The following is a 23,356-nucleotide window of genomic DNA, read 5'->3' on the forward strand; positions in this document are numbered from 1 at the left end:
CTCATTGCAGGCGACCGAGTGCGCGTTGCACCCAGTCCGCCGCACCGTCCAGGTGCTGGAATTCTTCGGCCGCGCGGACCTCGCAGCACGGATACGCGCTGGCTACCATGCGCGCCAGCGCGGTGCCCGGGCCCAGTTGCAGGAACACCCGCGCACCGCGCTCGAACAGCTGGCGCATCACCTGCGCCCATTCGATGGTCCGCGCCAGCTGTGCCGACAACGTGTGCACGCTGCCGGCGTGGTCGCGCACCACGCGCCCATCGATGCCTGCCAGCACCGGCAGGCCCGGCGGCTGCCACGCCACCGCCTCCAGTGCAGCGGCGAAGCGCGGAACCGCCGCCTGCAGCAAGGGTGTATGCGAGGGCACGTGGACCGGCAACGGGCGAATCTCGGCGCCAACCGCGCGCGCTTCGGCGGCCAGCGCGTCCAGCCCAGCCAGCGCACCCCCCACGATGAAATGATCATGGCCGTTGACGATGGCGATATACGCGCCATGCACCGCGCACAGCGACTGCACCCGCGCGCGGTCCAGTCCCAGCACGGCCTGCATGCCTGCACCGGCCGGGCTGGCGGCATCCATGTACCGCGCACGCTGCGCCGCCAAGGCCAGGCAGGCGCGTGTATCGAAACTGCCGGCAATGGCATGTGCCGCCAGCTCACCAATGCTGTAACCGGCCACCATGCCCGGCACCGGCAGCCCAGTGCGAAGCGCCTGCCAGTGCGCCAGGCTCGCCGCACACAGCAGCGGCTGCGCCAGCGCGTTATCAAAACGCGCCTCCGCGCCTGCCGCCGCGAACACGTCCTGGCCCAGCAGCTCACTTGCGCCGTCAAGCACCTCACGCGCCGCCGCGTTGTCGCGCACCCGGTCGAACATCGCCGGGTGCTGCGCGCCTTGGCCGGGGCAGAGCAGTGCGAGGCTCATACCGCCTCCTGCTGCAGCAGGAAAACGCTGCACGCGAGCAGGTCGGCACTGCCCCCCGGGCTCAGCCGGCGGGCCACGAACGCCTCGCCCAGCTGCTGCAGGCGCGGGCGCCAACCGGCGGCGAACGCACCGCCATCGGCCATGAACGTGGCCGCATGGGTGCGGGCCCAGTGCAGGCCATCGGCACCGCCACGATGCAGCAGGTTGATGTCATCCAGTTCGGCCACCAACGCCATCAGCGTGTGGCACAGCGCGGCCTCGCGTGGAAGACCGGCCGCCAGCGCTTCGCGCAGGGTCGGCAGCGCCAACGTGCGCAGCATCGGATACCCCGCGGCCGCCTGTTCGCGCACCCCGGCAATGCCATGCCGGGCGCGCACGCGCTGGCCCGGGCTGTGCGGATCCAGCGGCGCGGCCAGCAGCTCAGGCGACCAGTGCCGGACGCCCAGGCAGACCTGCTCGGCCGACACCGGCAGCCCCATGCTGCGGCAACGCGCAGCCGCCGCCACCAGCAGCCCAAGACTGAAGATCGCACCCCGGTGCGTATTGATTCCCCCGGTGGCGCGCAGCATCGCCGCCTCGGCCTGGATGCCCAGCGCGCGCAGCGCAGGGAACGGCGCATCCTCCGCACCGGCCAGCGCGATATCGCGGAAGTAGTGGCGCAACGCAAACAGGCTGCGCAGGAAGGTACCGGCATCCATGTCGTCATGGCTGCCCGGATCGAACGGCGTCACCAGCCCCGGCTTCGGCGCCAATGCCAGCTCCGCATGCAGGCTGCCCACCGCCAGCCGCCCCAACCGCGCCGAATCGACGCAAGGCCGCAGGATGTTCATGACCGCGCTCACGAGGCGACCCCGTAGTGCCACGCCCTGCGTGGCAACCCCACACACCCAAACAGGTTCGACCGCAACTCCAACCCGGCCCCATCCACCCGCTTCACCAGCACCTGCCGCGACCCACCGCCATACTCGCGCCAGTTCACCGCCCCGCCATCGGGCAGGCTCAGCTCACCATCCACGCGCCGGCCAAAGCGCAGCTCCCACGCTTGCAGGGCAGCGACCAGCGCGTCGGCATCCGGCGCGGTTTCGACATCCCACAGCAGGTCGATATCCGACCGCGCATGCACGTACTCCACTCCGGTCAGCACCTGCCAGGCAAACGCGCCGAACACCCGGGCGGGCGCCAACCTGTCCAGCGCCGCCAGCGCGGCGTGCCACGCCTCCGGCACGCCCGCGTGCACCCGCACCTCCGCCAGTTCCAGCGGCGCCTGCTGGCGCACGATGTCGCCCAGCGGTACCCGCAGGCCCAATCGCTGCTTGCCCTCGGCGGGGGGGAGGGGAACACCGAGGCGCACGCGGGGATCGGGATCATCGGCAGCGCGGCGCGCCACCACGGCGGGCCAGCCCTGGGCAAACCACGCCGCCAGGCGCGCGTCATGCGCGGCCACGTCAGCCCGCCAATCGGCCTGCGCCGACAGCCAGACCAGCGCGTGGCGGGCAGGCCGGTCAGGCATCGCCAGCGGCCACCTGTGCAGCCACGCGCGCGGCCAGGGTACGGCCACCACGCTCGGCACCGCGCTGCGCGCGGCGGTCGCCGTCGGCCGGCGTGCGCAGTGCGTCCAGCAAGGCCTGGGAAAGTTCGCCGTGCCACACCGACTGCACCGCGCCCATTGCAACGTAGTTCTCCACGCCCGGCGCGAATACCGGCGAGCTCTGGCTCAGCGCCTGCAGTTTCTCCAGCGGCTGCTTGGTCACCCGCGCCATCGCGCGCAGGTCCATCACCCGCACCTGCGCATCGGGCAGGGCATGGATGTGGTCGGCCATCAGCCCGAACGACAGGAAACCACCGCTGACCGATTCGCCGTACACCAGCGTGACCAGGCGCGCGCCACGGCGACGGGCCAGGTCGAGGCTTTGCGCCAAGTGCGCGAAGTAACCATTGATGCCCAGCAGTTCATCGCGGCGCGCCAGTCGCTGGCCGGCGGTATCGACCAGCATCACGATCGGGCGCTGCGGATGCGCGGCGGTGCTCGCCAATACGGTTTCGGCCAGCACCAGCGCGTGATCCACGCCCACCTCGATCTTGTCGGTGGTGCCGATCACCGTCACCTCGCCGTCGTCGGTGGTGGCGGTGCCGGTGCCGGTCAGTACCGAATCGGTGACAGTGATGGCGTGCCCGCGCGGAAACAGCGTGTCGAGCAGGGCATTGAGTGGCGCGGTCATGGCAGGCTCCGGTCAGCGGTGGCGGCCAGGAAGTCATCGGTATCCAGCAGCGGCAGCCGCTGCGGCGCGTCGATACCGAGCCGTGCCCAGATCTCCAGCCCATCGCGGCAATCGCCCCAGGCCTGCGCGCGCGCCTTGAGGGCGGCGTGGCGGGCCTGCAGCGCGGCAAGGGCGGTATCGGTGCCGGTGCTGGCGGTATCCGGCTGCAGGGCATCCCATGCCGCCTGCGCGAACGCCTCGATCGCATCGGGTACCAGCACCTGGGCCTGGTCGATCAGGTAGCGGTGCTTGCCGCCGGTGACCCGCCAGACCAGGGCGCGGTCGCGCGCATCGAACTCTTCCACGCCGCGCACCGTTTCGATCACCTCCGGGCCGGACAGCGAGAGCCGGCCTTCCTCGGACATGACCACCGTGGTGCAGCAGCGGGCCACGATGCCCATGCCACCGAACGCGCCGTTGCCGCTGCCGATCAGCGCCAGCACCGGTACCCCGGCGGCGCGCGTGGCCAGCACCGCGCGCATGATTTCGGAAATGGCGATCAGCCCGGCGTTGGCCTCATGCAGGCGCACGCCGCCGGTATCGAGCAGCAGCAGCACGCCCTCGGGGCGGGTCTGCACCGCGCGTTGCAGCAGGCCGGTGAGCTTGGCGCCGTGCACTTCGCCCACGCCGCCGCCCATGAACTGGCCCTGCTGCGCGGCTACCAGCACGCGCCGGCCGCGCAGTTGGCCCTCGCCCACCACGATGCCGTCGTCGAACGCGGCGGGCTGGTCCAGCTGGGCCAGGTGCGGACTGATCGCGCGCTGCGCAGGCCCCAGCAGTTCCTTGAACGAGCCGCTATCCAGCAGGCCGGCGATACGCTCGCGCGCGTCGGCTTCGTAATAGCTGTGGCGGTGGGCCAGGCTCATGCGCTGTCTCCGGCGTGCAGGGTTTCCACTGCCTGGTCCAGCCGCAGGCTGACCACGGCGGGGGTGGCGCCGGCGTCGTTGATCGACACCTGCACATCGCGCAGCGGGTGGCGGCGGGCGAAATCGGTGATCACCGCTTCCCAGATCGCGCCGAAACCGCGCGCGGCGGTGATGATGCGCACCGCCATCGCGCCGTCCAGCGCGGCCGGTTCCAGCAGGATTTCCAGGTTGCCCGAGGCCAGCACGCCGACCAGCACCGCATCGGTGGGGAAGTGCACGGCCTGGGTGCCGGTGAAGCGATAGTCGAGGGTTTCCATGGCAGGTTCCCTTACCAGTTGCGGAAGCGCTTGGGCGGGTCATACAGGCCGCCGGACCAGCGCACGAGGTCTTTCACCGAGCGCGCGGCCAGCAGGTCGCGGCTGGCATCGCGCACGTGGATGCCCAGGTCGGCCGGGCGCTGGATCACGCCCCGGTCGCGCAGGTTCTCGACCATGGCGCGGTCGCGGCCCAGGCCCACGGCGGTGTAGCCGGCCACGCCGCGGATCGCCTGTTCGCGTTCCTCCGGGGTGCGGCACAGGAGCAGGTTGGCGATGCCCTCTTCGGTAAGCACGTGGCTGACGTCGTCGCCGTAGATCATCACCGGCGGCAGCGGCATGGCCGCGCGTTCGGCAAGCTCCCAGGCATCCAGCCGATCCACGAAGGCCGGGGCCATGTGTTCGCGGAAGGTTTCCACCATCTGCACCACCAGCTTGCGTCCACGCGGCATTTCACCGGGCCGCGCGGCCTGCTGGCCTGCTTTCAGCCAGGCGTCGCTGGCATGGCGGCGGCCGCGCGCGTCCGAGCCCATGTTGGGCGCGCCACCGAAGCCGGCGATGCGGTCGCGGGTGGCGGTGGAGCTGTTGCCCTGCAGGTCGATCTGCAGGGTGGAACCGATGAACATGTCGCAGGCATACAGCCCGGCGGTCTGTGAGAACGCGCGGTTGGAGCGCATCGAACCATCGGCGCCGGTGAAGAACACATCCCCGCGCGCGGCGATGTACTTCTCCATGCCCAGCTCGGAGCCGAAGGAGTGCACGGATTTGACGAAGCCCGATTCGATCGCCGGGATCAGCGCCGGGTGCGGGTTGAGCGCCCAGTGCTGGCAGATCTTTCCCTTCAGCCCGAGCGATTCGGCGTAGGTGGGCAGCAGCAGTTCAATGGCGGCGGTATCGAAACCGATGCCGTGGTTGAGCCGGTTGACCCCGTATTCGGCGTAGATGCCCTTGATGGCCATCATCGCCATCAGCACCTGGATCTCCGAGATCTGCGCGGGGTCGCGGGTGAACAGCGGTTCGATGTGGTTCGGACGCGGCGCCTGCACCACGAAGTTGACCCAGTCGGCGGGAATGTCGATGCGGGGCAGGGTGTCGACGATCTCGTTGACCTGGGCGATGACGATGCCGCCGCCGAACGCGGTGGCTTCGACGATCACCGGGGTGTCTTCGGTGTTGGGGCCGGTGTAGAGGTTGCCGTGGCGGTCGGCGGCCTGGGCGGCAACGAGCGCGACGCGCGGGGTGAGGTCGATGAAGTAGCGGCCGAACAGTTCCAGGTAGGTGTGGATGGCGCCGATCTGGATGCGCCCGTCGGCGACCAGGTTGGCCAGCCGCACCGACTGCGGGCCGGAGAAGGAGAAGTCGAGCTTGGAGGCGATGCCGCGTTCGAACACATCCAGGTGCGAGGGCAGCGACAGCACCGACTGCACCATGTGCAGGTCGTGGACCCGGGCCGGGTCGAGGTCGGCCAGGCACTGGGCGAGGAAATCAGCCTGTTTCTGGTTGTTGCCCTCCAGGCAGACCTTGTCGCCCGGCTCCAGCAGCGCGTGCAGCAGGGCGATGGCATCGTCGGCGGCGACGTTGCGGCCACGCGCCCAGGGGGCGGCGCGTTCAAGCCGGGCCTGGCGGCCGCGCTCCAAGGTGTCCCAACTGGGGTTCATCGACGGGCATCCGAATGGCGTTTCGGTAATTACGCCATAATTACGGACAGCGGTGCAACCCGCAGCGCAGCAAAAAAAAAGGGCCGCGCCCCAGTAACCCGGCGGCAACTGTTCAGATGAACGCGTCGCCACGCGCCAGCGACCCAGAGGCGCCCATGAAAAAGGGCCCGCCAATGGCGGGCCCTCGGCGTCGGACTGTTTCCGACGTTCGGTGCGTTACGAGATCAGTATTTCCAGCGCAGGCTCGCGGAAATGAAGCGCGGTTCGCCGTAGTTGTTGTAGTCCAGGTTGGCCCAGTAGGTCTTGTCCAGCGCGTTGCGCACGCTCAGGGTGGCGGTCCAGCTGTCGCTGATCTGGTAGTTGGCGTGCAGGTTGACCAGCATGTAGGCCGGCTGGCGCACGGTGCGGGTGCCGCCCAGCGGGTAGGGGATGTTGTAGCCCTCCACTTCGCTCTGCCAGGAGAAGCCACCGCCCACGGTCAGGCGGTCCAGCATGCCGGGCAGGCGCACGCTGGTGCTGAGCTGCAGGAAATCCTCGGGCAGGTTGGCGTAGATCAGGTCGGTGGCCGCGCGGGTCACCTTGACGTGGGTGTAGCCGGCATTGACGGTCCAGCCAGGGCGGATCTCGCCGTTGATGTCCATTTCCCAGCCGCGCGACTTGGTGCCGTTGACGCCGATGTAGGCCGAGCTGCCATCGCTGAGCGAGCCATCCGGCAGGCTCATGTCGCGCACGGCGTAGTTGTCCTGCTTGGCTTCGAAGATGGCGGCGTTGGCGGTCAGGCGGCCGTCGAACCACTGCGACTTGATGCCGGCCTCCAGGTTGGAGCCTTCCACCGGGGCGAGCAGGTTCTCGTTGCGGTCTTTGTAGTTCTGCGGGTTGAAGATTTCGGTGTAGCTGGCGTACACCGAGAAGTCGGGCACGATGTCGTAGACCAGGCCGACGTAGGGGGTGACTTCGTCGGTGACCTTGTACTGGCCGCTGGTGCCGGTATAGGTGCCGGCGGCGTTGTAGGCGCGGGTCAGGGTTTCCCAGCGGCTCAGGCGCGCGCCGGCGATCAGCGAGAGCGGGTCGGCCGGGCGCAGGCGGGTGGAGGCGTACACGCCGCTCTGCCGGGTGCGGGCGATGCGGCGGGCGCCGGTGCGGCTGGCGGTCAGCTCGGGAATGTCGCCGTTCCAGTTGCGGATGTCGGGGATGTTGTAGCGCCAGTTGGCCACCGAGGTGAGGGTCCAGGTGGTGGCTTCGAGGTCGGACCAGCTTCCACCGACGACGACATCATGTTCGCGGCCGAAGGCGGGGAAGGTGCCGGACAGGAACAGGTCGGCGCCCTTGCGGGTGTCTTCGGCGTCGCCGGCACCGGCGAGCAGGTAGGTGCCAGCACCGGTGACGGGATCGGGGTAGCCGCTGCCGTAGACGCGCACGTTCTGGACGTTGCCGCGGGTGTAGGCGGTGTTGAGCTTGAGCAGCCAGTTTTCACCGAAGCGCTGTTCGAGGTTGGCGAAGGCGGTGCTGGTTTCGCGCTGCCAGTAGCTCCACTTGGGGGCCATGTTGGTTTCGCGCGGGAGGTGGGCGAAGGTGCCGTCGCTGTTGAAGAAGGGCACGGTGCCCCAGGTGGAGCCGACCGGGTTGTTGTCCTGGCGCTGGTAGCCGACGGTGACGGTGGTGGAATCGGTCAGGTCGCCTTCGAGCACGGCCATGCCGGCCATCTTGTCTTCTTTGTAGCGGTCGTAATACAACTCGCGATCGGTGTAGGCGGCAACGACGCGGCTGCGGAAGCGGCCGTCGCTGGTCAGGGGGGCGTTGACGTCGGCTTCCATGCGGCGGAAGTCCCAGCTGCCGGCGCTGATGGCGAAGGAGGCGTCGAATTCCTTGCCGGGGCGCTTGCGCAGCAGGTTGACGGTGGCCGAGGGAATGCCGGCGCCGCTGAGCAGGCCGTTGGCGCCGCGGATGACTTCGATGCGGTCGTAGAAGGCGGTGTCGTATTCCTGGTTGGTGGAGCCGCTGTAGGTGGGCAGGCTGTCGACCTGGAAGTCGGTGATGGTGAAGCCGCGCGCGTAGTACAGGGGGCGCTGGGTGTCGTAGAAGGAGACGTTGACGCCGGTGATGTTGCGCATGACGTCGTTGATGGAGAACAGCGATTCGTTCTGGATGCGGTCGAGGGCGAGGACGCTGGTGGACTGCGGGGTTTCCTGCAGGGTGATGGGCAGGCGGTTGGTGCTGGACGGCGCGCGCTGGGTGCCGACGACGTTCACCTGTTCCAGGGTCTTGGCGTCGGCGGCGCCACCGGCATCGACGGTGTCAGCCAGGGCCAGGGGCGAGGCCAGCGACAGCACGGAGAGCAGGGCCAGGCCCAGCGGGGCGTGGCGGAACGAAGCGGACGGCAGGTTGCGGAAGGACATGCGGGGTCTCGGCGGAGGCGGTGGGGGTGCACAACGGGACGCAAATGTAAATCGTTCGCATTCTAATTACAATAATTTAACGAGCCGACCCCTACCGCCCCGCGCCCCCGATGATTCCGGGTGGCGGTTGACAGAGGCAAATGCAAAAAAAAACCGGCCCGCGAGGGCCGGTTGTAGGGACACGCCATGCGTGTCTACGCGGTGCCGGAACAGGCTTACAACGCCTGCAGTTCCTCGTTGGCGTTGCGCTTTTCCTTTGCCGGGGCTGCCGGCACTGCCGGGGTCACCGGCGGCGGGGTGAGCATCACGGCCGGGCTGGTCTCCACCGGCACGTCCAGGTACGGCAGGCGCAGGGTGTCGCTGGTCTGGCGGCGGATCTCGTTGGTCAGGGCCGGGCTGTCGTTGAGCTTGCGCCCGTACGACGGCACGATCTGGGCCAGGCGGGCTTCCCAGCCGGCGGCCATCTGCTCGGGGAAGGCCTTCTTGAGCAGGTCCAGCATGATCGGCGGGGAGGTGGAGGCACCCGGGGAGGCGCCGAGCAGGGCGGCCAGGGTGTGGTCCTTGTCGGTCACGATCTCGGTGCCGAACTGGAGCACGGCGCCCTTTTCGGGGTCGTGCTTGATGATCTGCACGCGCTGGCCGGCGGTAACCAGTTCCCAGTCTTCGCGCTTGGCGTTGGGGAAGTACTTGACCAGTTCGGCCTGGCGGTCGTCGTCGTTGAGGCGGGCCTGGCCCATCAGGTACTTCACCAGGTCCAGGTTCTCCGCGCCCACGTCGAGCATGCCGGCCACGTTGTTGTGGTTGACCGAGGAGTAGAGGTCGAACCACGAGCCGTGCTTGAGGAACTTGGTGCTGTACAGGGCGAACGGGCCGAACAGGACCACCGGCTTGCCATCGAGCTTGCGCGAATCCAGGTGCGGCACGGACATCGGCGGCGAGCCGGTTTCGGCCATGCCGTAGGCCTTGACGCTGTGGCGGCCGGCGATGGCCGGGGACTTGAAGGCCAGGAACTGGCCGCCGACCGGGAAGCCGGCGTAGTTCTTCGATTCGGGAATGCCCGACAGCTGCAGCAGCTTGAGCGCGGCGCCGCCGGCGCCGATGAACACGAAGCGCGACTTGAGGGTGGACTCGGTGCCGGCGTTGAGGTCCTTGACCGTGACGTTCCAGGTCTTGTCGTCGTTCTGGCGCAGGGCGCGGACTTCATGTTCCAGGTGCAGGCTGAAGTTCGGGTTGCGCTGCAGGCCGGCGGTGAGCTGGCGGGTGATCACGCCGAAGTTGACGTCGGTGCCCAGCGGCATCCAGGTGGCGGCGACCTTCTGGTTCGGGTCGCGGCCTTCCATCAGCAGCGGGGCCCAGGCCTTGATCTGCGCCGGGTCTTCGGAGTACTGCATGCCGTAGAACAGCGGGTTCCTGACCAGCGCCTGCTGGCGCTTGTGCAGGTAGGCGATGTTGTCATCGCCCCACACGAAGCTCATGTGCGGGGTGGGGTTGATGAAGTCGGACGGCTGGCTGAGCCGGCCTTCCTTGACCTGGTGCGACCAGAACTGGCGCGAGATCTCGAACTGCTCGGCGATGCCGACCGCGCGCTTGGTCTCGATGCTGCCATCGGGCAGTTCAGGCGTGTAGTTCAGTTCGGCGAAGGCCGAATGCCCGGTGCCGGCGTTGTTCCAGCCATCGGAGCTTTCCAGGGCCACGCCGTCGAGGCGCTCGAACACCTGGATGTTCCAGTCTGGCTGCAGTTCCTGCAGGAAGGTGGCCAGGGTGATGCTCATGATGCCGCCGCCGACCAGCACGACGTCGACCGGCTTGTCGTTGCCCGCGGCCGGAACCGAACGCTGGTGGAGGGGCCAGTAGAGGAAAACGGCCGCTGCGATCAGCAACAGCACGAGCAGGCCGAGGACGACCTTCGCTAACTTTTTCATGGATATCTCATATGGGGAGATGAGGGCAGGATGACGGCGCTTCGTGGAAGAAGCGTGAAGAAACAAGCTCTTGGCGCATCCAGAGCGCAATTTTAGCCCGAAACGGTACGGATTTGGTGCAACGCAGCATCACGCCCATCGTTCCGAGGGATTGCACCGCCCGACCCACATCACGTAGAGCCACGCCCTGCGTGGCTGTGCCACCGGAGCCGATCAATCCGACCCCAACGTGAAATATTCAGCAAGGAAATAACCGCACTGGTAAACAAGCGCTCCCACGGCCAGCCCCAGGTGCACCCGCCGCGAACTGCTGGCAATGCCCACCCCGGCAATCACCAGCATGATCCCCGTATGCACCGGATATGCCTCGCCCAGCATCTGCCAGCGGCTGTGGCCCTTGATCGCCGTGTCGCCCAGGTCCAGCAGGGTCACCAGCGCCAGCATCCCGAAGAAGCCCGCGCGCCGTTCCAGCAGGTACTTCTCGTAACTGCCGAACTCGCGCAGGTCATCGGGCAGCAGCAGCACGCACAGCATGTACCAGCTGGCGCAGTAGCCGATCACGAACAGATACAGCCCGAACGTCCACTGGCGCACCCCGGCCAGCCGGAACTCCCACCACCAGAACGTCACCACCGACACCAGCGTCCACAGCAGCCAGCACAGATGGATGCCCGACCACCCGCCACGCCGGGCCGGGTGCTCGATGATCGACGCCAACCCCTTCACCAGCGTGGTGATGCTCAACCCCAGGATGATGCTCAGCACCACCCGGATATGCAGATAGACCGGATCCGATTCCATCGCCGTTCCCCGCAGTGGATGCATGATCGTGCCGTCACAGACGTCATCAAGGCGTGGAGTTGGTTTTTCCGCTTTCCGTTGGCAGCCGACCAGGTATCGGAGGCGCGGCGGGGGTGCGGTAGCGGGACCGTAGAGCGCCATGGATGGCGCGAACGAGCCCCCATGGACGGGTTCACGGCGTGTCCCGCTACCCCACCCCCGTCGCGCCACCACGCAGGAAGCCAACCGCCGCCGCTTTGGACGTTGGGCCTTGGCCTTTGATCAGCGGCGCTTTCGGATCAAGGTTGCCGACGCCGTCAGCACCGCCTTGGTCAGCAGCGCCATCGTCTGCACATCGCCCTTCCAGTGCTGCCAGTACAGCGGCACGTCTTCCCACGCGCGCGGCTTCATCAGCACCAGCCGCCCGGCATCAAGATGGCGCTTGACCAGCGGCAGCGGATTCATCGTCCAGCCCAGCCCGCCCACGTTGGCCTGCACGAACGCCCGCGTCGACGGCACCCACCAGGTGGGCGCCGTCATCGGCAGGTCGTCGCCCGCCAGCCGCCGCGCGAACCGCGCCTGCATGTCGTCCTTGCGGTTGAACACCAGCACCGGCGCCTGCGCCAGCGACTGCGCGTTCACCCCCTTTGCAAAGTAGCGGTCGTGGAACGCCTGCGTGCACGTGGCCGCATAGCGGATGCTGCCCAGCGCGTGGATCTGGCAGCCCTGCACCGGCTCGTCCAGCGTGGTCACCGCGCCCAGCACCGCGCCCTGGCGCAGCAGTGCCACCGTGTGGTCCTGGTCTTCCGAACGCAGGTCCAGCGTCGTCCCCGTCTGCCGCGCGAAACTCAGCGCCGCCTCCGGGAACCAGGTTTCCAGGCTGTCGTGGTTCACCGCCACCGGAATGCTCGCGTGCGGCAGGTCCTCGTCGGCAATGCCCATCCGGTGCAGCGCATCGTGCTCCAGCAGCGCCGTCTGCTCGGCCAGCTGCACCAGCACCTGGCCTTCCGGCGTGGCCACCGCCGGCGAAGAGCGCTTCACCAGCAGCCGCCCGACCCGGTCCTCCAGCGCCTTCACCCGCTGCGACACCGCCGAGGCCGTCACGTTGAGCGACTGCGCCGCCCGCTCGAAACTGCCTTCGCGGATCACCGCCGCCAGGGCGCGGAGCTGGGCATGGTCAATGCGCATCGTATTAAGTTCCGCTAAAGATGGTTAAGTAAGTTTAGCTCTACTTTTCCATGTTGCGGCGCGACAATACGCGCCATCACGGTGCTGTACGCCTTGGCGAGGCACCGCCCCCCAGCAAGACAGGTGGTATCCCATGTTCTCCTTCATTTCCGGCGGCCCCGGTCTGGCCGCGTGGCTCAGTGGTGCCGCAGCCGGCATCGGCCTGTTCGCCGTGGTCGGGGCCCAGAGTGCCTTCATCCTGCGCCAGGGCATCCTGCGCAAGCACATCGTGCCGGTCGTGGCGACCTGCGCCGCGATCGATGCCGTCTTCATTTTCGCCAGCGTGGCTGGCCTGCGCACCCTGACCCAGGCGCTGCCGTGGCTCACCACCGTGGTCCTGTGGGGCGGCGTGGCCTTCCTCAGCTGGTACGCCTGGCAGTCCGCCCGACGCGCGCTGGCCGGTGGCGGCGGCATGCAGGTCGATGACGGCGACAACACCTCGCGCCGCGCCGTGCTGACCGCCGCGGTCGGCTTCTCGCTGATCAACCCGCACTTCTGGCTGGACATGATGGTGATCGGCTCCATCGCCGAAAACTTCGGCAATGCCCGCATGGCCTTCGCCGCCGGCGTGGTCACCGCCAGCTGCCTCTGGCTGACCGCCCAGGGCCTCGGTGCCCGCCTGCTGGCCCCGTTGTTCACCAAACCCCGTACCTGGCGGATCCTCGACGGCACCATCGCCGTGATCCTGTCCATCCTGGCCCTGAGCCTGGCGTTCCGCGGCGTGCATTGATCTCTCTCTCTCCGTCAATGCTCGTCTAAATGGCACCGTTCGCGGTGCCATTTTTCTTTCCGGGCCGCAAGCGCCCGGGAGCGTCGCCACTGGCCTGTCCCACGTCGAACTGTCTAGAATCGCCGATCACGGACAAGGTGTCTGGTTGGAGGGGGAAGGATGAAGTACTCGACATGGGCGGCCCTGGCCGTCGTGGCCCTGCTGTTCGGGCCGGTGGGGCAGGGTTCCGCTGCGGACCTGGACCTTGAGCGCTATCTCAAGCGCGACACGTTCACCGACATCAAGCTGTCCCCGGGCGGGGACTACTACGCGGCCACCGTGCCGATGGAAGACCGCACCGCACTGGCGATCCTCAGCCGCGCCACCGGCAAGGTCACCGGCTCGTTCGTGCCGCCGCGCAACAACCACGCCACCAGTTTCTACTGGGTCAACAACGAGCGCGTGCTGATCGGCCTGGCCGAAAAGTTCGGCAGCCTCGACCAGCCCCAGCTCACCGGTGAGCTGTATGCCATGAATGCCAATGGCGGCCGTGGCGAACTGCTGGTCGGCTACCGGGTGGAGGGCAAGGGACCCGGCACCCGTATCCAGCCCAAGAAGGTAGAGGCCGTGGCCGCCTTCCTGATCGATTCGATGCCGCAGGACGAGCGCAACGTACTGGTCACCGTGTGGCCGTTCTCCGAAGATCCCTTCACCCGTGTCGATCGCATGGATATCGCCAGTGGCCGTCGCGTCACCGTGGCCCGGTCGCCGGTGCGCCGCGCCGATTTCACCAGCGACCCGAGCGGGCAGATCCGCTTCGCCCATGGTGCCGGCACCGACAACGTCAACAAGCTCTACTACCGCGATGCCATCGGCGATACCTGGAAGCTGGTCAACGATGAAGCCGATACCGGCCGCATCGAAACCGCGCTCGGTTTCTCCGAAGACGGCAAGACCGCCTACCTGCAGGTGCAGCACGCCAACGGCCCCGATGCCATCGTGACCTGGGACCCGGCCACCGGCACCCGCAACCCGCTGCTGCGTGACCCGGTGGTGGACCCGGACCGGCTGATCTACCGCCCCGGCACCCGCGTTCCGGTGGGTGCGCTCTACCTGGGCGACAAGCCGCGCACCCGCTTCTTCGACGAAACCTCGGCCGACGCCCGCCTGTACCGCAGCCTGGAAGCAGCGTTCGGCGGCGATGCGGTGTTCATCGCCTCCAGCACGCGCGATGGCCGCAGCGTGCTGGTGGAAACCTGGTCGGGAAGCAATCCGGGTGACTTCTACATCTTCGACACCGTCGCCAAGAAGGCCGAGCACCTGATCAGCCGCGGCGCCTGGGTCGACCCGGACACCGCCGCCAAGGTCCAGCCGTATGCCTTCAAGGCGCGCGACGGCATGGAGCTGCACGGCTACCTCACCCTGCCGGCCGCGTCGGCAGGGGCGAAGCCGCCGATGGTGGTGATGCCGCACGGCGGCCCCTTCGGCATCTTCGACGACGGCAGCTATGACGCGGAAGCGCAGATGCTGGCCGGGGCCGGTTACGCGGTGCTGCAGGTCAACTTCCGGGGTTCGGGCAACTTCGGCCGCGCCTACCAGCATGCCGGCGCCAAGCAGTGGGGTGCCGCCATGCAGGATGACGTGACCGATGCGACCCGCTGGGCGATCAGCCAGGGCCACGCCGATCCCGCCCGGGTCTGCATCTATGGCGCCAGCTACGGCGCATACGCGGCGATGATGGGCGCGGCCCGCGAACCGGGCATGTACCGCTGCGCCGCCGGCTATGTCGGCGTGTACGACCTGCCGATGATGCACACCACCGGCGATGTCCAGCGCAGCGGCTCGGGCAGCACCTACCTGAAGGAATGGCTGGGCAGCCCCAACGACGTGGCCGCCGTTTCGCCGGTCAACCTTGCCGACCGCATCAAGGTGCCGGTGTTCCTGGCGGCGGGCGGCGAAGACGAGCGCGCCCCGATCCAGCACACCAAGCGCATGGAAGCGGCGCTGCAGAAGGCCGGCGTGCCGGTGGAATCGCTGTACTACTCCACCGAAGGCCATGGCTTCTATACCGACCCGCACCGCCGCGAGTACTACGGCAAGCTGCTGGCATTCCTGTCGCGCAGCCTGGGTGGCAAGACCGCGGGCGCGGCGGCCGCCGCCTCGCCCTGAGCGCATCCACGATGACGCACGAACGGCACCTGCGGGTGCCGTTCGTGTTTCTGGCCGTGGGCGGATGGCGCCGCACGCGCGGTTCTGTCTAGAATCTGCGACCCGGACAGGGGGTCCGGACCAAGGGGGAAGGATGCGCAAGACACTGATGGCCGCGCTGCTGGGCGCCGGCTGTGCGTTGCTGTCGGCGGGGGCCGGCGCGGTCGACCTGGAGCGCTACCTGCGCGACGATGCGTTCACCAACATCAAGATTTCGCCGGACGGCACCTATGTCGCCGCCAGCGTGCCGCTCCAGGACGCGACCGCCATCGCGATCCTGCGCACGTCCGACATGGCGATGGTCGGCTCGTTCCGCCCGCCGCGCGACAACCACGCCGGCAGCTTCGACTGGGTCAGCAACCAGCGCCTGGTGATCGGCCTGGCGCAGAAGTGGGGCCGCCTGGACAAACCCCGCCCGACCGGCGAGCTGTACGGCATCAACGCCGATGGCAAGAGCGGCGAGCTGCTGGTCGGCTATCGGGTCGGTGGGCTCAACGACAGCCAGGTGTCGGCCTTCCTGACCGACGATCTCGTCGATGACGAGCGCAACGTGCTGATTGCCGTGTGGCCGTTCGCCGAAAATCCCTACACCCGCATCGAACGCATGGACGCGATCACCGGGCGACGGATCGTGGTGGCGCGCTCACCCGTCCAAGGCGCGTACTTCACCACCGACAACAGCGGTGAAGTGCGGTTCGCACTGGGTTCGGGCTCGGACAACGTGCAGAAGCTGTACTACCGCGTGCAGCGCGGCGACGACTGGGTGCTGCTCAACGATGAAGCGGTCAGCCGGCGCGTCGAGAAGCCGTTGGGCTTCTCCGCCGACGGCAGCCTGGCCTACCTGTGGATCGAGCAGACCGAGGGCCCCGATGCCATCGTCAGCTGGAACCCGCAGACCAACGAGCGCCACACCCTGCTGCGCGACGAGGTGGTGGACCCGGGCCTGGTGATCTACCAGCCGGGCACCCGCATTCCGGTGGGCGCGCTCTACTACGGCGACGTGCCGAAGGCGCGCTTCTTCGACGACACCTCCAGCACCGCGCGGCTGTACCGCAGCCTGCAGGCGGCGCTGCGCAGCCCGGTGTACATCACCTCCAGCACCCGCGACGGGCGCATCGTGCTGGCGCAGACCTGGTCGGGCAGCAACCCGGGCGACTTCTACCGCTACGACACGGTGGAGAAGAAGGCCACGCTGCTGGCCAGCCGCAGCAGCTGGATCGATCCGTCACAGAGCGCACAGGTGCGCCCGGTGGCATTGAAGGCGCGCGATGGCCTGCCGTTGCATGGCTTCCTGACCGTGCCCAATGGCAGGGACGCGCGCCGGCTGCCGATGGTGGTGGTGCCGCATGGTGGGCCGATCGGCGTGTTCGACGAAGGCGGCTATGAGCATGAAACCCAGCTGCTCGCGGCGGCCGGGTATGCAGTGCTGCAGATCAACTTCCGCGGCTCGTCCAACTATGGGCGCGCGCACACCGCTGCGGCCAAGCACCAGTGGGGCCTGCGCATGCAGGACGACGTGACCGATGCCACGCGCTGGGCGATCGAGCAGGGCATTGCCGATGAAAAGCGCATCTGCATCTACGGCGCCAGCTACGGGGCCTATTCGGCGTTGATGGGCACCGTGCGCGAGCCGGGGCTGTACCAGTGTGCGGCCGGCTACGTGGGCATCTACGACCTTCCGCTGATGTTCGAGCGCGGCGACATCCAGAGCGACCGTTCCGGCATGACCTACCTGCGCGACTGGCTGGGCGCGCCGGAAGCGTTGGGCGAGCGTTCGCCGGTGAACCTGGCCGCGCAGGTGAAAGTGCCGGTGTTCCTGGCCGCCGGCGGCGAAGACAAGCGCGCCCCGATCCAGCACACCAAGAAGATGGAAGCGGCGCTGCGCAAGGCAGGCAGTCCGGTCGAAGCCCTGTACTACAAGAGCGAAGGCCACGGCTTCTACACCCCGGAGCACCAGCGCGAGTACTACACCCGCCTGCTGGCCTTCCTGGCGCGCAGCCTCGGCGGCCAGACCGCTTCAGCCGCCCAACCCTAGGGTTGGGCGGCCACGCGCCGCATCAGAACGCCATGCGCACCTGCATCTGCGCCTGCACATCGCGAACGCCCATCAACCGCTCCGCCATCACCGCGCCGCCAAAATCGGCGCGCAGGTAACGATAGTCGGCGCCCAGCATCACCCGGTAATCCATGCCTGAAGGTGCCAGCCCCGGCACCGCGAACGCCTGCCCGCCTGCACCGTGCAGCGTTGCGCTGCGCACATCGGCGCGATAGGCCATCGAACGGAACATCGCGGCATCACCCCGCACCGACCAGCCGTGGCCCAGGCGACCACGGAAGGCGCTGCCCAGCTCCAGCTGCACACCGCTGCGCGTTCCCGCGCCCACCGACAACCCGAAGGCGTCGGCACCGTACTCATGGAAGGCCGCTTCGCGGGCGTGATACGCCGTTGCGCCCAGCCGCGGCTGCCAGCGCAGCCCACCGGCCGCCAATTCCGTGCTCAGCGTGCTGCCCAGCCGGGTGCGCGACAGCGCGCGCTGGCTGTGTGCGCTCATGCGCGTGCTGCCCCAGTGCAGCTGGCGCTGGCCATCGGTCTGGTGCCATTCGTTGCCCAGCGTGTGCTGCAGGGTGAACGCGCCCAGCGGCTGGGCCATGCCAATGCCGGCAAACCGCGACTGCGAGCGGGCTTGGCCGCCATCGGTGGAGAAGTCCGAGCCGAGCAGGCCGGTACTCAGCTGCAGCTGCCGCCCACCTCCCAACGCCAGCGCCACCTGCATGCCGGTGCCGGTGCCCTGCACGCCGGAGGCCGTGGCCGACCCGGGCCCGAACGCCACCACGCCGGTGCCGGTGCCCGGCGTGGCGCGGGCCAGGCTCGACCAGAACGCGTCGCCATTGGCGGTCAGGCGCATCCCGGCCGCCGCCAGGCCGCTGCCGGACAGCTGCCGCAGCGCGTGGTTGAATTCGGCGGCGCTGGCCACTTCCAGGCTGTGGTACAGCGCGTTGTTGGCGTAGCCCGATTCCAGCGCGGCGGCGATGTCCTGCGTGCCGGTCCCGGCGATGTCGCGATAGTCATTGCGGGTCATCACCACGTCGACATTGCCGGCCTCGTCGCGCTCGGCCTGTGCCTGCCAGACCACGGTGGCGCTGGTGATGTTCTGTTCGCCGCCGTCCGCGCCTACGAATACCTTTTCCAGGCGGACCTGCGAGGCGTCGGTGCCGCGGGTGAATCCGGTATCCACGTTCACGTCGGACAGTTCGCCCCCTTCATGCAATACCATCTGCCCGGCACTGCCGTCGGCGTTGGTGCCTACCGTGTAGCCCGAAACGCCGCGTGGTGGCTGCCAGCCCAGGTCCGGGGCAGGGCGATCGGCGTCATGGCTCGCCTGGTCGGCGTGTACGCCGCTGCCACGGCCATACACATTGACCTGCCCGTTGTTGACCAGGCGGCCGCCGCCACCGGCGCCCATCTGGAAGGCGTGCGAGTTGTCGGCATGGATGTTGATCAGCCCGCCGCGGCGGTTGTTGAGCGTGGCCGAGCCGTCGGACTGCATGGCCACCATGTTCTGGCCGTTGTTGCCGCCGGCCACGCCGAGGTTGATCACCCCGTCGTTGATCAGCGTGGCGCCGCGCGCGCCGGACATCGCCACCGCGCCGTCACCGGTGACGGTCAGCGTGCCCTGGTTGAGCAGGGTCGCCTGCGCGCCTTCGGCGTGCAGCGCCGACTGTCGCTGGGCGTGGCTGATGATCTGCGCGCCGGCGCGGTTGATGCCGGCGCTGGCATGGCTGTCGGCAATGAGGGTCAGCACGCGCGCATTGCCCTGCAGCGTGACCAGGCCATGGTTGTCGAACGCTTCGATGAGGTCGCGCTCGTTGCCGACGCGTGCGGTCACCGCATGCACCAGCGAACCCTGGTTGAGCGTGCCGCTGGCGTTGACGGTGCCGTGGTTCTTGAACTCGGCCATGCCGGTGAGCGCGAAGCCGCCGCCCTGTACGCTGAGCGTGGCGTTGCGGCGGCGTTCGCCGTTGTCGAATTCGCTTTCGCCACTGAGCGTGACCCGCGTGTCGCGCAGCTGCATGTCGCCGAGATTCTCGAGCTCGGCATCGCCTTCCAGCTGGATCGTTGCATCCTGCGCCAGCAGGGTGCCGTGGTTTTCCAGGCTGCCATCGCGGCGCAGCTGCAGCCGGCCGTGGATTTCCAGCGTGCCATGGTTGTCCAGGTCGCCATCGTTCTCCACCACCAGGCTGGCCGCCTGGCCGATGCGCAGGCTGCCGGTGTTGCGCAGGTGGCCGTCATTGCGCACGCTGAGGGTGCCGGCGTTGATGCGCAGGCTGCCTTCGTTGCGCGCCGCGCCGGTGACGCGGGTTTCCACGTTGCGGTCCCAGCTGATGTCGCCGCCCGGTCCGGCCAGGAACTGGTTGCCGCCGTACTGGCCGCCTTCCGAGCCCGGCGGGACGCCGCCTCCACCGCCGCCGCCGTCACTGCCCCCACCGCCGCCCCCACCCCCTGCCGCCGCTGCGGCCGCACCTGCCAGCGCGACGCCGCCAATCAGCCACGGGGTGGTGCTGGACGATGCGTCGTCCTGTGCCTCACACGCGCTGTGGTCAGGATCGATGTCGCAATCGACAGCTTCTGCATCGGCGTTGCCCGCAAATGCGGGCAACGAAAGCGAGGTGCACAGTGCCAGCGCGATGAGTACGGCGAGCGGGCGGTGGGGCGGAGCAGCGTGACGCATTGGGAAAGTTCCATGAACGCAGGGAGCGCCATGGTGGGGAGCGATGGAAAACGTGTATCTACAACTTGCTTCAACGCGGCCGGACTGTGACCGGATCGAATGGTGTTAGGAAGTGTTTATGTGCATGGGGTGCGGCGGCTTACTTGACCCCGTGCATCATCCGCTTCAGCAGGGGCGAGCCGGCGAACGCCACGGCGGCACAGCCCAGGCCGATCCACATCAGCAGCCAGAACAGGTGTTCGTAGCTGGCGGCGGCCGCGGCGATGTTCATGGTTTCGCCTTCGGGCACTTCAATGGCGGCAAGCTTGCCGAACAGCGCGGCGAGGGTTTCGGAGAACGCGGTGGCCAGGAACCAGGTGCCCATCATCAGGCTCACCACGCGCGGGGCGGCGAGCTGGGTGACGGCGGACAGGCCCACCGGCGAGAGGCACATTTCACCGATCTCCAGCACCAGGTAGGCGAGCACCAGCCACCACACGCTGGCCATCTGGCCGGTGCTGCCGACCTGCTGGGCCGCGAGGGCGAGCGGGATGAAGGAAAGTGCGGCAAACACCAGGCCGAGCGAGGATTTGACCGGCTTGGAGGGATCCAGGCGGCGCTTGTCGAGCCATGCCCACAGCACGGCGAACAGGGGGGCGAGCACGACCAGGAACAGGCCGCCCAGGTAGGTGAGGGAACCGGCGGTCTGCGGAATCACCAGGCAGTCGCGGATCAGCAGCACCAGCATCAGGGCGACGATGGCGATGAACAGGGTGCGCGGTGCGGTGGACCCGGGGCGGCGTTCGGACAGGCGTGCGGCGACCACGAAGCCGAGCGGCGCCAGCAGCAGGGAGGCGATCGACCACGGGATCGGGGTGCCGCCCTGGATCACCAGCGCGGGAACGAGGTCCTTGGTGAGCATGCGGTCGGTGAAGGTGACCCAGGAGCCGTAGGTCTGCTCGTAGAGGGTGAAGAACACCAGGGCCATGAAGATGAGGGCCATAAGGGCAATCATCTGCTGGCGCTGCACGGGGGTGCAGCGGGTGCCGGTGAACCAGGCGAACCAGAGCAGCACGCCGCCAAGCACGACGACCATGAGCAGCAGGGCGAGGCTGATTTCGCCGCCGATGGCGAAGGCGCCGTTGGCGGCGGACCACATGAGGGCGGCGACGGGAAGGACGCCGAGCACGGCGATGCCGTAGATCAGCCATTCGCGGGGGATGCCGGCAATGCGCTGGCGCAGGGCGGCGACGTTGGTGGGTTCGGCGTGGCCCTGCAGGTACTTCTGGCCCCAGAGGAACATGGCCAGGCCGATGACCATGCCGATGCAGGCGGCGCCGAAGCCGTATTTCCAGCCATAGGCTTCGCCGAGGAAGCCACAGACGAGGGAGGCGAACAGGGCGCCGAGGTTGATGCCGGCGTAGAACAGGGAGAAGCCGGAATCGCGGCGGGGGTCGCCTTCGGGGTAGAGCTTGCCGACGATGGTGGAGATGTTGGGCTTGAGGAAGCCGACGCCCATGATGATGAGGGCAAGGGAGAGGTAGGTGATGCCGAGGGCGGCATCGTCGCGCACGACCTGGCCGTCGATGCGGGTGGCGGCGTGGCCTTCGAAGGCCATGCCGAGGTGGCCGAGGACGAGCAGGATGCCGCCGAACACGACGGCTTTGCGCATGCCCAGCCAGCGGTCGGCGAGCAGGCCGCCGAACACGGGAATGCAGTAGACCAGGCCGCCGTAGGCGCCGAGCAGGTCAAGGCCGGCCTTGTCGCCGAACAGGTGGTACTTGGTGAGGTACAGCAGCAGCAGCGCCTTCATGCCGTAGAACGAGAAGCGCTCCCACATCTCGGTGAAGAAGCAGACGTAAACGCCTTTGGGGTGGCCAAGGAAGTCGTCGGAAGCAGGCAGGGCGGTGGCGGTCATCGGGCGATATGCGACAAAACAGGTCGCGATTATCACCCAGAGGGTCCGCGCCAAGAGCGCGGCGTTTCGGTTGTTACGGCGCGGGCCGAGGGCGGGGGCACCCTGGCCGGACGCGCGTGAACCCATCCATGGGGCTCATCGCAGCATCCATGCTGCTCAAGGTCCGGCCAGGGTGCCCCCGCCCTCGACCCCTCAGACTCTCACGCAGGCGGACCGGTAGAGCCACGCCCTGCGTGGCTTACAGGTACCGCAACCAGGCCAGGTCTTTGCGGCGCGCCTTCAGGCGCGCGAACGCGCGCGTCGGCCCATACAGGGCCAGCGCCAGCGCGGCGGTGACCAGCCACAGCATCCACATGTGGTCCACGGCGAAATAGGCGCCGTGGGTCTGGCCCCAACGCGCTTCGGCGGCGACGTACAGCAGCTTCAGCACATACAGGTGCAGCAGGTAGAAGAACATCGGGGCGGCGCCGATGTTGGCCAGCGGGGCCAGGGCGCGGGCGATGCGGGGCTGTTCGTAGAGGCGCAGGAGCAGCAGGCCGATGCCGAGGGTGAGCAGCAGGAACAGCAGGGACGGGGGGTACTTGGTGACGTTGAAGACGCTCATCAGGGTCTGGCCGGTGCTGGCCATGGCCTGCCAGGGGGCGTCGCCGTAGACGTTGGCGGCACGTAGCAGGGCGAAGCCGAGCAGGGCGCCGCCGCCGGCCCACAGCAGGCGGCGTTGGCGTTGGGCGGGGTCGCCATTACGGGCGAACCAGGGGCCGAGGGTGTAGCCGAGGGCGATGACGGCGATCCAGGGCAGCACGGGGTAGGAGGTGCGCAGGCGCAGGGCATCGCCCAAGGCGATCCAGTCGCGCTGGTGCAGGATTTTCCAGAGCACGGCGAGCGGGCCGTCGCCGCTGGCGTGGATGCCGTCGAGCAGGTTGTGGCCGGCAATCACCACCAGGGCCAGGGCGGCGAGGGCGGGGCGGGGCAGCCAGAGCAGGCCGGCCAGGGCGACCATGCTGATGCCGATCGCCCAGATCACCTGCAGGTAGAGCACGCTGGGCGGGAACTGCAGGGTCCAGGCGAAGTTCACCACCAGCAGTTCCAGCAGGATCAGGAACAGGCCGCGCTTGAGCAGGAAGGCGGAGGCGGCGCGGCGGGGGTTGGCCTGGCCGCTGCCGTACAGCCACGCGGACAGGCCGGTGAGCAGCACGAACACGGGAGCGCACAGGTGGGCGAGCAGGCGGCTGACGAACAGGGCGGGCTCGACCTGGTCCACGACCATCGGGTCGGGTACCTGCTGGTGCAGGTAGAAGGTTTCGCGCACGTGGTCCAGCAGCATCAGCACGATCACGGTGCCGCGCAGCTGGTCGATGGAGGTCAGGCGGGGAGAGGCTGGGGCCACGGGTGCGCCGGTCGGTGGCGTGACAGGATATAACATTACAAAACAGGTTGCGCGGCCATTTCCCGGGGTTTACCGATTACGG

17 protein-coding genes are annotated in these 23,356 nt (G+C 68.2%); 3 read left to right on the forward strand and 14 right to left on the reverse strand.

All coding sequences use genetic code 11. From position 1 onward, the window contains the following. Position 1 precedes the first annotated feature (1 nt). The 11 genes from mdcH to NMB40_RS03405 all read right to left on the reverse strand — a co-directional run bounded on the left by mdcH (position 2) and on the right by NMB40_RS03405 (position 12,304). Positions 2-922, reverse strand: a complete 921-nt coding sequence (gene mdcH / locus NMB40_RS03355) for a malonate decarboxylase subunit epsilon (RefSeq protein WP_494360151.1) — start codon at positions 920-922, stop codon at positions 2-4. Next, on the reverse strand, positions 919-1,752 hold the full coding sequence (mdcB, locus tag NMB40_RS03360) for a triphosphoribosyl-dephospho-CoA synthase MdcB (RefSeq protein WP_494360152.1): 834 nt from the start codon (positions 1,750-1,752) through the stop codon (positions 919-921). The genes mdcH and mdcB overlap by 4 nt, the downstream gene beginning before the upstream one ends. Positions 1,753-1,760: 8 nt before the next feature. Further along, positions 1,761-2,432, reverse strand: a complete 672-nt coding sequence (gene mdcG, locus NMB40_RS03365) for a malonate decarboxylase holo-[acyl-carrier-protein] synthase (protein ID WP_494360153.1) — start codon at positions 2,430-2,432, stop codon at positions 1,761-1,763. After that, entirely contained in the window at positions 2,425-3,141 is a 717-nt protein-coding gene (gene mdcE, locus NMB40_RS03370; protein ID WP_494360154.1) for a biotin-independent malonate decarboxylase subunit gamma, read from the reverse strand. The genes mdcG and mdcE overlap by 8 nt, the downstream gene beginning before the upstream one ends. Next, the gene (locus tag NMB40_RS03375; protein ID WP_494360155.1) at positions 3,138-4,046 is read right to left on the reverse strand and encodes a biotin-independent malonate decarboxylase subunit beta; all 909 of its coding nucleotides are present in this window, start codon (positions 4,044-4,046) and stop codon (positions 3,138-3,140) included. The genes mdcE and NMB40_RS03375 overlap by 4 nt, the downstream gene beginning before the upstream one ends. Next, positions 4,043-4,363 (reverse strand): malonate decarboxylase acyl carrier protein, encoded by a 321-nt coding sequence (mdcC, locus tag NMB40_RS03380; protein ID WP_494360156.1) that lies wholly within the window; start codon positions 4,361-4,363, stop codon positions 4,043-4,045. Before mdcC ends, NMB40_RS03375 begins: the two co-directional genes overlap by 4 nt. 11 nt (positions 4,364-4,374) lie before the next feature. Further along, positions 4,375-6,018, reverse strand: coding sequence for a malonate decarboxylase subunit alpha (gene mdcA / locus NMB40_RS03385; protein WP_494360157.1), 1,644 nt, complete (start codon positions 6,016-6,018; stop codon positions 4,375-4,377). A gap of 224 nt (positions 6,019-6,242) precedes the next feature. Further along, positions 6,243-8,414: a TonB-dependent siderophore receptor gene (locus NMB40_RS03390; RefSeq protein ID WP_494360158.1), complete on the reverse strand. Its 2,172-nt coding sequence runs from the start codon at positions 8,412-8,414 to the stop codon at positions 6,243-6,245. A gap of 215 nt (positions 8,415-8,629) precedes the next feature. Beyond that, positions 8,630-10,336: a malate dehydrogenase (quinone) gene (gene mqo / locus NMB40_RS03395; protein WP_282247718.1), complete on the reverse strand. Its 1,707-nt coding sequence runs from the start codon at positions 10,334-10,336 to the stop codon at positions 8,630-8,632. Positions 10,337-10,549: 213 nt separating this feature from the next. After that, positions 10,550-11,137 (reverse strand): hypothetical protein, encoded by a 588-nt coding sequence (locus tag NMB40_RS03400; RefSeq protein ID WP_494360159.1) that lies wholly within the window; start codon positions 11,135-11,137, stop codon positions 10,550-10,552. 261 nt (positions 11,138-11,398) lie between these two features. Continuing rightward, on the reverse strand, positions 11,399-12,304 hold the full coding sequence (locus tag NMB40_RS03405) for a LysR family transcriptional regulator ArgP (RefSeq protein WP_494360160.1): 906 nt from the start codon (positions 12,302-12,304) through the stop codon (positions 11,399-11,401). 133 nt (positions 12,305-12,437) lie between these two features. Between NMB40_RS03405 and NMB40_RS03410 the strand changes: the two genes are divergently transcribed. The 3 genes from NMB40_RS03410 (at position 12,438) to NMB40_RS03420 (ending at position 17,295) form a co-directional block, all read left to right on the forward strand. Further along, positions 12,438-13,073 (forward strand): LysE/ArgO family amino acid transporter, encoded by a 636-nt coding sequence (locus NMB40_RS03410; protein WP_282247715.1) that lies wholly within the window; start codon positions 12,438-12,440, stop codon positions 13,071-13,073. Between the two features lie 159 nt (positions 13,074-13,232). Continuing rightward, complete coding sequence (locus tag NMB40_RS03415) at positions 13,233-15,221, forward strand: alpha/beta hydrolase family protein (RefSeq protein ID WP_494360161.1); 1,989 nt, start codon at positions 13,233-13,235, stop codon at positions 15,219-15,221. 133 nt (positions 15,222-15,354) lie between these two features. After that, a complete protein-coding gene (locus NMB40_RS03420; protein WP_494360162.1) occupies positions 15,355-17,295 on the forward strand; it encodes an alpha/beta hydrolase family protein in 1,941 nt (646 codons plus the stop codon). A 22-nt stretch (positions 17,296-17,317) separates the two neighbouring features. Here the strand turns inward: NMB40_RS03420 and NMB40_RS03425 are convergent, their stop codons facing one another. The 3 genes from NMB40_RS03425 to NMB40_RS03435 form a co-directional block, all read right to left on the reverse strand. Then, the gene (locus NMB40_RS03425; protein ID WP_494360163.1) at positions 17,318-19,990 is read right to left on the reverse strand and encodes a hypothetical protein; all 2,673 of its coding nucleotides are present in this window, start codon (positions 19,988-19,990) and stop codon (positions 17,318-17,320) included. A gap of 139 nt (positions 19,991-20,129) precedes the next feature. Then, complete coding sequence (locus NMB40_RS03430; RefSeq protein WP_494360164.1) at positions 20,130-21,887, reverse strand: peptide MFS transporter; 1,758 nt, start codon at positions 21,885-21,887, stop codon at positions 20,130-20,132. Positions 21,888-22,125: 238 nt separating this feature from the next. Continuing rightward, on the reverse strand, positions 22,126-23,310 hold the full coding sequence (locus tag NMB40_RS03435) for an acetyltransferase domain-containing protein (RefSeq protein ID WP_494360165.1): 1,185 nt from the start codon (positions 23,308-23,310) through the stop codon (positions 22,126-22,128). Between the last annotated feature and the right edge of the window lie 46 nt (positions 23,311-23,356).

Source organism: Stenotrophomonas sp. FBCC-B152 (genome assembly GCF_059134105.1).